This window comes from Vibrio litoralis DSM 17657, assembly GCF_000426765.1.
In the GTDB taxonomy this organism is placed as follows: domain Bacteria; phylum Pseudomonadota; class Gammaproteobacteria; order Enterobacterales; family Vibrionaceae; genus Vibrio; species Vibrio litoralis.
Window position 1 is genome coordinate 21,886 of record NZ_AUFZ01000008.1, and the last position, 8,120, is coordinate 30,005.

Sequence of the window (8,120 nt, forward strand, 5' to 3'; positions counted from 1 at the left end):
ACCAATTATACCTTAGCTCGGGTTACGTGGTTGGCGCGGGCGGCGATTATTATTGCGCGAACCATTATTACGGTTTGAATTACGAGAGCCACCGGTATTGGTTCTACGGTTGGTTTGCGGACGGCGCTGCAAACGTATTGGTGGCGGTAAATCAGTTAGCAGTGCTTCAGCATCGTATTCCGACATAGGAATGGTGTGTTCAATGTATTCTTCAATTCCTGGTAGGTTTACCGCGTATTGCTCACAAGCAAAGCTGATTGACTTGCCGCTTGCGCCTGCACGACCAGTACGACCGATACGGTGTACATAATCTTCACAATCATCAGGTAGATCAAAGTTATACACGTGAGTCACTGCTGGAATGTGTAGACCACGAGCAGCAACATCGGTTGCAACTAGGAAATCCACGTCACCGCGAGTAAATTCTTCTAGAATACGTTCACGTTTTTTCTGAGGAACATCACCTGTTAATAAGCCTACACGATGTCCATCTGCCGCTAAGCTACCCCAAACGGCTTCACATTTATGCTTAGTGTTAGCAAAAATAATTGCGCGCTCTGGCCAATCTTCTTCGATAAGTGTTTGCAGTAGCGCCATTTTATGTTCGTTTGAAGGGTAGAATAATTCTTCTTCAATACGGTGGCCGGTTTTTTGTTCAGCTTCGACGACCACATGCTCAGGGTTGTGCATATGTTCAAATGCCAACTCTTGCACTCGGTAAGAGAGGGTGGCAGAAAATAGCATGTTTAGGCGATCACTTGGCTCCGGCATACGACGGAATAAGAAGCGAATGTCCTTAATAAAACCTAAATCGAACATGCGATCGGCTTCATCCAGTACCACAACTTGAATGCTGTTTAAGCTGAAAACTTTTTGCTTGTAGAAATCAATGATTCGGCCACAAGTACCAATCAAGATATCGACGCCATCTTGTAATTTAGCGTGCTGTTTCTCGTAGCTTTCACCACCGTAAGCTAAGCCTGCTTTTAGGCCTGTACTCGCAATTAAGCCTTCCGCATCGTTATAGATTTGGATCGCTAGCTCACGAGTAGGCGCCATAATAATCGCTCTAGGGTGTGATTTGGCACGTCCTTCTGGCTCGGCTGTTTTGAGCAAATGATTAAAAGTAGCAGTAAGAAACGCGAGCGTTTTACCTGTACCCGTTTGGGCTTGGCCTGCAATGTCTTGGCCGGTGAGCAGTACCGGCAACGCCAAGGCTTGGATAGGGGTGCAGTACTCGAACCCTTTTTTCTCCAATCCTTCAATGACTTGGGGTAATAAATCCAAGTCGGCGAATTTTTGCTCTGTGATGTGTGTCTTTTTCATTGCTATAGAATATCAGCTTAAGCTTGCAATACGAAAGTAAATCCATTCAAATAGGGAATCTAATTGCTGGTTATCATCCAACCAGGGCATAAAATTATATATTGGAGTGGAAGATGAGTGACAAGATTATGCAGCTTTCTGATGAAGGTTTCGAAAATGATGTAATCAAAGCTGCTGGTCCAGTTCTAGTAGATTTCTGGGCAGAATGGTGTGGTCCTTGTAAAATGATCGCCCCAATTCTTGATGAAATTGCTGATGAATATGAAGGCAAGCTCACCATTGGTAAATTGAACATCGACCAAAACTCTGGTACGCCACCAAAGTTTGGTATCCGTGGTATTCCAACATTACTTCTTTTTAAAGATGGTGGTGTTGCCGCAACCAAAGTTGGCGCATTATCAAAGACTCAATTGAAAGAGTTTTTAGATGCGAATCTATAAGCATCTATAAAATGATAAACTTAGCCGTATATAAATCGCTTATATGCGGTTTTGTCATTTTATAAAGCTAGACTAGTCTTTACTTTAGTGATAATTTATCGCACGTTAAATACACAAATGTTCATTTCTTGGCCGTTCCTATAGGTCAAACATATCTTATTAAATAACCAACAGAATCCTATTTTGACAAAAAAAGCACCCACCACTATGAACCTAACAGAACTGAAAAGCAGACCTGTATCTGAGCTTGTTGCGCTTGGCGAGAGCCTCGGTTTGGAAAATTTAGCCCGTTTACGAAAGCAAGATATCATTTTTTCCATCCTTAAAGCGCATGCGAAAGGTGGTGAAGATATTTTTGGCGATGGGGTTTTAGAAATACTTCAAGATGGCTTTGGCTTCTTACGTTCAGCAGATTGCTCTTACCTTGCAGGGCCTGATGATATTTATGTATCCCCAAGTCAAATTCGCCGTTTTAATTTACGAACAGGTGATTCGGTAGCAGGAAAAATACGCCCACCTAAAGATGGTGAACGCTATTTTGCTCTTTTGAAAGTTAACACTGTTAACTTTGATCGCCCTGACAATGCCCGTAATAAAATTCTCTTCGAAAACTTAACCCCTCTACATGCTAATGAACGTATGGTTATGGAGCGTGGTAATGGTTCCACCGAAGATATTACAGCTCGTGTTTTAGATTTAGCATCTCCGATTGGTAAAGGCCAACGTGGTCTGATTGTTGCTCCGCCAAAAGCGGGTAAGACAATGCTACTGCAAAATATTGCTCAAAGTATTGCCCATAACCACCCTGAGTGTGAATTGATGGTCTTGCTTATCGATGAGCGTCCAGAGGAAGTAACTGAGATGCAGCGCCTTGTTAAAGGTGAAGTGATTGCATCCACGTTTGATGAGCCCGCTTCTCGTCACGTTCAAGTGGCTGAAATGGTGATTGAAAAAGCCAAGCGTCTGGTTGAGCATAAGAAAGATGTCGTTATTTTACTAGATTCTATTACTCGTCTAGCGCGTGCCTATAACACAGTCGTTCCTTCATCAGGTAAGATCTTAACTGGTGGCGTAGATGCTAATGCACTACATCGTCCTAAGCGTTTCTTCGGTGCGGCTCGTAATGTTGAGGAGGGCGGTAGTTTAACTATTATCGCAACAGCATTGGTTGATACCGGTTCTAAAATGGATGAAGTTATCTACGAAGAGTTTAAAGGTACAGGTAACATGGAATTACACCTAAACCGCAAGATTGCGGAAAAACGTGTCTTCCCAGCTATCGACTTTAACCGTTCAGGTACTCGCCGTGAAGAATTGCTAACTAAGTCGGATGAACTACAAAAAATGTGGATCCTACGTAAAATTGTTCACCCGATGAGTGAAACGGATGCGATGGAATTCCTGATCGACAAATTGGCAATGACCAAAACCAATAATGAATTTTTTGACGCGATGCGCCGTCAGTAAATTCTGAATTTGCTGTTTATCTACGAATAAAGACTATCACCGCTCACATTGGGCGGTGATTTTTATTGTCTAAAAGGTAATTTACTTGCACCATATCAAGATATCCTAATGATTTGGGTATGAGAGGTTAGGATGACCTCGATTTCAATACAGGAAAACAAAATGCGACATCGGATGTTAGCGATTATTTTTCTGCTGAATATTGTGCTTAGTGGGCAGTGGGTACAAGCAAGTGAGATGACTCACAATGAAGTCACATCTTGGTTAACTAACCCTAAGGTTCAATCTTCGGTAGAGCAGATCTATCAATTAGCTTTGCAAGACCAAGTTCCCGAAATCCAAACCTTAGTGGATGGTATGTTTATGCCTAGGCAAGAAGTGGTGCGCTATCTCTTTTTAAAAAAAGTAGAAGACACGCGCTTGGTGCTGAGTCCTCGCTTGGCTATTTTCATTCAATCTCACCAAACTCGTCAGCCACTCTACCAATATTCAGAATCTGGTGAGGGCTATAGTGTGACGCTTCCCGCTTTTAATGCTTCGCTGGTGGCCAATCGCTTAATCAATCATTGGAAGCTAGATCAAACAACCCTCGACTTCATTATTGAAGCTGAAAATAACCAATTGCAACTCGCTAATTGGTTGCAAGGTGACGATTATCAAGTGAAACAAAAAGAAGCGCTATTTGTTACTGAAGCCGATAGTCTTTCCCCTCAAGCTTTGCAGTTTCTCTCTAATCAATTAGTAGGTAATAGTCTAAAGTGGCTACCAACAACGCCGATGGTTATTAAGTTGGCTCAATTAACTAAGGATGAACGGCTTTATAATTTATTGTGGAAAATGAAAGGTGATGAACATAGCTTGAAGGAAATTCAACGCTTAGCCCAACAAGCTGATCCATTTTCATTGCAACAAGTTATGAGTGCTACGCAAAATCCGGCGATAAAACCCATCGCGTTAAAGCAACTTACCAGCATCAAGCCAATGCCTGAAAGTGTGCAAACTTTTCTTATCGATCGGTTGAATCATTCCGGTGATGGTTTATTGGTGGCACAAACGCTATCTGAAAGTGAGCACTATGACTGGTTGGTCTCATTGCTTGAATCTGGGCAAGTGAGCCAATCACAAGCATTACTTAAATCAATCGCTACGATAGAACAGCCATAAATTTAATGATAATGATTGTGATTTTACTTTGAGAGCTCATGCATATTGTCTTTGTTGTGTATATAATGTCCGCCATCGCATGCAGCCAGTGGAAAGGTTATGAGTTTTAAAGATTTACGTGACTTCATTGAGCATTTGGAAACGAATGGCTTACTCAAGCGAATTTCTCATCCTGTCGATCCTCATTATGAAATGACAGAAATCAGTGATCGTACTTTACGTGCTGGTGGCCCGGCCTTGTTATTTGAAAACCCTATAGGTTACGACATGCCAGTATTGACTAACTTGTTTGGCACCGCTGAACGTGTAGCTATCGGTATGGGAAGAACAGAAGTTAGTGAATTACGTGAAGTGGGTAAATTACTCGCTTTCTTAAAAGAGCCTGAGCCACCAAAGGGCTTTAAAGATGCTTTTTCAAAACTACCGTTATTTAAACAAGTATTAAATATGCCGGTAAAAAGGTTGCGAACGGCTGCTTGCCAAAAAGTTGTCTGGCAGGGCGATCAGGTTGATCTCGATAAAATTCCAGTAATGAGCTGTTGGTCTGATGATGTTGCGCCGCTATTAACTTGGGGCTTAACCATCACTAAAGGCCCGAATAAGAAGCGTCAAAACCTAGGAATTTATCGTCAGCAAAAAATTGCCAAGAATAAAATTATCATGCGTTGGTTAGCTCATCGAGGCGGAGCGCTAGACTTACGTGATTGGATGGAAAAGTACCCTGGAAAGCCTTTCCCTGTCTCGGTTGCATTTGGTGCCGATCCGGCGACAGTACTGGGTGCGGTCACGCCTGTACCAGATACTTTGTCTGAATATGCTTTCGCAGGGTTACTTCGTGGTAGCAAAACAGAGGTGATAAAGTCACTGACTAATGATCTTGATATTCCAGCGAGTGCGGAGTTGGTACTTGAAGGCTATATCGACCCACAAGAATTTGCAGATGAAGGTCCTTACGGGGATCATACTGGCTATTATAACGAGCCAGAAAAGCATCATGTGTTTACCATTACTCATATTACGATGCGTGAAGATGCGATTTATCATAGTACTTATACTGGGCGTCCACCGGATGAACCTGCGGTATTAGGCGTGGCATTAAATGAAGTGTTTGTGCCGATTCTGCAAAAACAGTTCCCTGAAATTATCGATTTTTATTTGCCGCCGGAAGGTTGTTCTTATCGCATGGCTGTGGTGACGATGAAGAAACAATATCCTGGTCATGCCAAAAGAGTCATGATGGGGGTGTGGTCATTTTTACGTCAGTTTATGTACACCAAGTATGTTTTAGTGTGTGATGAAGACGTTAATGCTCGAGACTGGAGTAGCGTAGCGCAAGCGATGGTTGAAAATATGCAACCGCAAAGGGATACCTTGTTTATCGATAATACGCCGATAGATTCTCTTGATTTTGCTTCGCCGATTGTTGGCTTGGGGTCCAAAATGGGAATGGACATCACCAAGAAGTGGCCAGCTGAAATTGAAGCTGATAAGTCAAATAATTCACTACATAACACGGCTTCGGTGCAATTAACTGAAGGTGATGTGGCGAATCTATATCAACAGATACCTGAAATCACCGCTTTGCATTTCCCTATCCAAGATAATTCTCATCAAATGATGATAGTCAAAATAGAAAAGAGCCAAACTGGCCAGGGATTCGAACTCATCAATAAATTACAAGATCTGTTGCAAGAGAAGATCGATCTTAAATTTGTCATTATTTGTGATGGCGATGTTGATATCTCGGATTGGAATGATGTTATATGGGCGATCACCACTCGTATGGATCCTTCACGAGACACGCTAATGTTGAATAGCGAGAAAGGATCGATGATGGGACTTGATGCCACTAATAAGTTTTCTGATGAAGTGACAAGAGAGTGGGGAACTCCAATTATTAAAGATTCTCAATTGGTGAAAAGAATAGACAGCATCTGGAATGATCTAGGCATCATTACTCCAGATGACTTATAAGGTAATAATTAAACCTAGCAATGTAGAGTTTACCTGTGATTCGGGGCAAACCATATTATCTGCCGCAATAGAACAAGACATCATGCTACCGTTTAGATGTAAAGTTGGAGCATGTATGACTTGTATCTGTAAAAAGATCGAAGGTGAAGTGGAATATCAACTGGAACCTATGCTGACAAATAAAGAAAGGCAGCAGGGTTGGATATTCCCTTGCCAAGCATACGCAAAGAGTCACTTAATTTTGACATTTGAAGAGTGACAAGAGGAAATCATGACCATTGAATGTAAAGTAAAGTCCATCGAACCATTGGCAAGTAACACATTTCGTATTTTATTACATCCGGAAGCGCCAGTGTCGTTTAAGGCTGGGCAATATCTCATGGTAGTGATGGGGGAAAAAGATAAGCGACCATTTTCAATTGCCAATAGCCCTTGTCGACATTCTGGAGAGTTAGAATTACATATTGGCGCTGCAGAACATAATGCTTATGCCATCGAAGTTGTAGAGGCAATGAACCAAGCTTATGCGGATGGCGGTAGTATTCAAATTGATGCTCCACATGGGGATGCCTGGTTACAAGAAGATCAAGAACGCTCTCTATTACTGATTGCTGGTGGTACTGGCTTTAGTTATGTACGTTCAATTCTCGATCACTGCATTAGTCAAAATAAAACTCAGCCAATTTATTTATATTGGGGAGGAAAAGACAGTAGTCAGCTATATGCTATGCAAGAATTAAAAGAAATCGCCCAACAAACCAAGAATGTTCACTTTGTTCCAGTGATAGAGAATGAAGAGCAAGATTGGCAAGGTAAGCTAGGTAATGTTCTGCAAGCGATTGAGCAAGACTTTGAATCTTTAGTCGATTTTGATATTTATATCGCAGGACGATTTGAAATGGCGGGTGCGGCTCGAGATCAATTTGTGGATCGTAAGCAAGCACAGAGAAATCGTATGTTTGCTGATGCGTATGCTTTTATATAGAAGAAATGTGTCAATTAGAGAGTTTTATATACAAAAAAGGGGCTTTTAGCTCCTTTTTTAATCGAACAATAAAAAAAGCCAAAAAAACGATAAAAAGATCTTGCTAACCCCAAAGATCTCCCTATAATGCGCCCTCACTGACACGGAGCACACAGCCTAACGGCAGCAACGAGTTAGAGGTCAAAACCTTCTCAAAAAGGTTTGCGAAAAAAAGTTTTAAAAAAGTGTTTGACACGAACTTTTAAATCGCTAAAATGGCCGCCCTGTTCAACGGGATGCACCAAGTGCTTCCAATAAGAACAACGCTCTTTAACAATTTAAACCTATCAATCTGTGTGGGCACTCGTTGATAATAATCAATATAGCTCGTCTCTTTTAAAGAAGAGAGGAAGCAACAATGATTTCAATGAACTGAGTGACCAAATTGCTATTATGAAAAGCAGCCTTGAGCTCGTTTGATTTCACTTTTTAAAGTGAAAGTAATAATAGCGGCACAGTCAATTCATTACCATTCTGTTGGAATGGTAATAGCTTTAAAGTTACTTCTTCTTTTAAGGAGAATAGTTTTGAAGTCAGTATTCGTTGAGTCACAAAATCTTAAATTGAAGAGTTTGATCATGGCTCAGATTGAACGCTGGCGGCAGGCCTAACACATGCAAGTCGAGCGGAAACGAGAAGGTGCTTGCACCTTCGGCGTCGAGCGGCGGACGGGTGAGTAATGCATAGGAAGTTGCCCAGTAGAGGGGGATACCAGTTGGAAACGA

At 41.7% G+C, this 8,120-nt stretch carries 7 protein-coding genes, 1 rRNA gene and 1 pseudogene; 8 read left to right on the top strand and 1 reads right to left on the bottom strand.

Going from position 1 to position 8,120, the window contains the following annotated elements; all coding sequences use genetic code 11:
• Window positions 1–12 precede the first annotated feature (12 nt).
• Window positions 13–1,326, bottom strand: a complete 1,314-nt coding sequence (gene rhlB / locus K358_RS0103010; RefSeq protein WP_027695436.1) for an ATP-dependent RNA helicase RhlB — start codon at window positions 1,324–1,326, stop codon at window positions 13–15.
• A gap of 113 nt (window positions 1,327–1,439) precedes the next feature.
• Between rhlB and trxA the strand changes: the two genes are divergently transcribed.
• The 8 genes and pseudogenes from trxA to K358_RS0103045 form a co-directional block, all read left to right on the top strand.
• Window positions 1,440–1,766 (top strand): thioredoxin TrxA, encoded by a 327-nt coding sequence (gene trxA / locus K358_RS0103015; RefSeq protein ID WP_027695437.1) that lies wholly within the window; start codon window positions 1,440–1,442, stop codon window positions 1,764–1,766.
• Window positions 1,767–1,973: 207 nt separating this feature from the next.
• On the top strand, window positions 1,974–3,233 hold the full coding sequence (gene rho, locus K358_RS0103020) for a transcription termination factor Rho (protein WP_027695438.1): 1,260 nt from the start codon (window positions 1,974–1,976) through the stop codon (window positions 3,231–3,233).
• Window positions 3,234–3,395: 162 nt separating this feature from the next.
• The gene (locus tag K358_RS0103025; protein ID WP_027695439.1) at window positions 3,396–4,397 is read left to right on the top strand and encodes a hypothetical protein; all 1,002 of its coding nucleotides are present in this window, start codon (window positions 3,396–3,398) and stop codon (window positions 4,395–4,397) included.
• Between the two features lie 99 nt (window positions 4,398–4,496).
• Window positions 4,497–5,874, top strand: a pseudogene (ubiD, locus tag K358_RS0103030) (4-hydroxy-3-polyprenylbenzoate decarboxylase); the annotation flags it as partial.
• A 65-nt stretch (window positions 5,875–5,939) separates the two neighbouring features.
• Window positions 5,940–6,371, top strand: a complete 432-nt coding sequence (locus tag K358_RS19540; protein WP_404818222.1) for a UbiD family decarboxylase — start codon at window positions 5,940–5,942, stop codon at window positions 6,369–6,371.
• Window positions 6,361–6,630, top strand: coding sequence for a 2Fe-2S iron-sulfur cluster-binding protein (locus tag K358_RS0103035; protein WP_027695441.1), 270 nt, complete (start codon window positions 6,361–6,363; stop codon window positions 6,628–6,630). The genes K358_RS19540 and K358_RS0103035 overlap by 11 nt, the downstream gene beginning before the upstream one ends.
• A 12-nt stretch (window positions 6,631–6,642) precedes the next feature.
• Window positions 6,643–7,356, top strand: a complete 714-nt coding sequence (gene fre, locus K358_RS0103040) for an NAD(P)H-flavin reductase (protein ID WP_027695442.1) — start codon at window positions 6,643–6,645, stop codon at window positions 7,354–7,356.
• A 599-nt stretch (window positions 7,357–7,955) separates the two neighbouring features.
• Window positions 7,956–8,120, top strand: a 16S ribosomal RNA gene (locus K358_RS0103045); the annotation flags it as partial.

Bases quoted from the DNA above. Each gene is read 5' to 3' on its own strand.
- rhlB (WP_027695436.1), bottom strand. From the start codon at position 1,326: ATGAAAAAGACACACATCACAGAGCAAAAATTCGCCGACTTGGATTTA.
- trxA (WP_027695437.1), top strand. From the start codon at position 1,440: ATGAGTGACAAGATTATGCAGCTTTCTGATGAAGGTTTCGAAAATGAT.
- rho (WP_027695438.1), top strand. From the start codon at position 1,974: ATGAACCTAACAGAACTGAAAAGCAGACCTGTATCTGAGCTTGTTGCG.
- K358_RS0103025 (WP_027695439.1), top strand. From the start codon at position 3,396: ATGCGACATCGGATGTTAGCGATTATTTTTCTGCTGAATATTGTGCTT.
- K358_RS0103035 (WP_027695441.1), top strand. From the start codon at position 6,361: ATGACTTATAAGGTAATAATTAAACCTAGCAATGTAGAGTTTACCTGT.
- fre (WP_027695442.1), top strand. From the start codon at position 6,643: ATGACCATTGAATGTAAAGTAAAGTCCATCGAACCATTGGCAAGTAAC.